This is a genomic window from Mitsuaria sp. TWR114, assembly GCF_007997345.1.
In genome coordinates this window covers 1-1,607 of the sequence record NZ_VOSR01000576.1, presented here as the reverse complement: position 1 = coordinate 1,607, position 1,607 = coordinate 1, and the positions used below count along the sequence as shown (strand labels likewise).

At 69.8% G+C, this 1,607-nt stretch carries 2 protein-coding genes; one reads left to right on the top strand and one right to left on the bottom strand.

Annotation, left to right across the window (positions count from 1 at the left end):
• A partial coding sequence (locus tag FUT87_RS19850) for a TonB-dependent receptor plug domain-containing protein (protein WP_222617214.1) occupies positions 1 to 600 on the bottom strand: 600 nt, incomplete at its 3' end.
• A 209-nt stretch (positions 601 to 809) separates the two neighbouring features.
• Here FUT87_RS19850 and FUT87_RS19845 point away from each other — a divergent pair.
• The coding region (locus tag FUT87_RS19845) for a 5'-nucleotidase (protein WP_147242138.1) at positions 810 to 1,607 on the top strand (798 nt) is incomplete at its 3' end.

The following is a 1,607-nucleotide window of genomic DNA, read 5'->3' as shown; positions in this document are numbered from 1 at the left end:
CGCGCGGGTGTTCCAGCTGCCCAGGGTGAAGTACGGCGTGATGCCGTCGACGCTGGCCGGATCGCGCGTGCGCAGCGCGATGGTGCCACCGAAGGTGGCGTTGCCGATCGACGCGCCGCCGCCCGGACCGCGGTCGATCTGCGCCTGGCCCAGCACGTGGTTGCTGAAGTAGGCCGAGGTGGTGTGGTGCAGGTCGCTCGCGTCGCCGAACGGGATGCCGTCGAAGGTGATGTTGAATTGGCCGTCCTGGAAGCCGCGCAGGCTGATGCCTTCGCTCTTGCCCAGGCCGGGGCCTTCCGGCGAGCTCACCGTCATGCTGGGCGCGTACTTGACGATGTCGTCGAAGTTGGCGTTGAAGCGCAGCGCGTCGCGGATGAAGCGCTCATCGATCACCGAGGTCGGCTGGCTGGCATTGAGCGGCGCGGCGCTGGGTGCGAGCGTGTTCACCGAATTGCCGGTGACGCTGACGACGTCCAGCGTCTGCACCCGCTTGTCGTCGTCGGCATGGGCGGACGGCAGGCAACTCAGCACCGCGGCGGCGGCGATCAATCGGCGCGCAGACAGGTGGGCGGACAGGCGGGCGGGGCGGACGAGCGGCATGGAGAGCGTCTGGCGGATGAAAAGCCGGCGATGCTGGGGCGCCCGGATGTCCGGTCGATGACAGTCGGGCGGCTGTCTCGGATCACCAAATCGACAAGAAGTGTCGGGTTCATTGCGCCCTCAATGCCGCGTCAATGCGTGATCACGAAGGCCTCACGCCGCCATGTCCGATCCGGCGGCGGACCTCGGGGCCCCTATCATCCCCACCCATGCCCGCCTCCCTCGACGGCCGCCTGGTGGTGGCCCTTTCCTCCCGCGCGCTGTTCGACTTCGAAGAGGAGAACCAGCTCTTCGAGAACAGCGACGACCGCGCCTACATGCGGCTGCAGCAGCAGCGCCTGGACGAGCCGGCCAAGCCCGGCACCGCCTTCTCGCTGGCGCGCAAGCTGCTCGCCTTCAACGCCCTGGGCGAGACGCCCCGCGTCGAGGTCGTTGTCCTGTCCCGCAACGATCCGATCTCCGGCATGCGCGTGTTCCGCTCCGCGCAGCATTACGGACTGACCATCGAGCGCGGCGTCTTCACCCGCGGGCAGAGCCCCTGGCGCTACCTCAAGCCGCTCAAGGCGCAGCTGTTCCTGTCGGCCAACGAGGACGACGTGCGCTCCGCGCTGGCCGCCGGCGTGGCCGCGGCCCGTGTCTTCCCGCAGTCGGCCCGCGCCTCCGCCGCCTATCCCGACGAACTCCGCATCGCCTTCGACGGCGACGCGGTGCTCTTCTCCGACGAGGCCGAGCAGATCTACCAGCGCGACGGTCTGGACGCGTTCCAGGCCCATGAGCGCGAACGCAAGCTCACGCCGCTGCCCGCCGGCCCCTTCAAGCAGGTGCTGCACGAGCTGCAGCGCCTGCAGGCCGCGCCCGCCGCGCCGATGCGCCTGCGCACCGCGCTGGTCACCGCCCGCAGCGCCCCCGCCCATGAGCGCGCCATCCGCACGCTGATGGACTGGGACGTCGAGGTCGACGAGGCGATGTTCCTCGGCGGCCTGGCCAAGGGCGAATTCCTGCGCGAG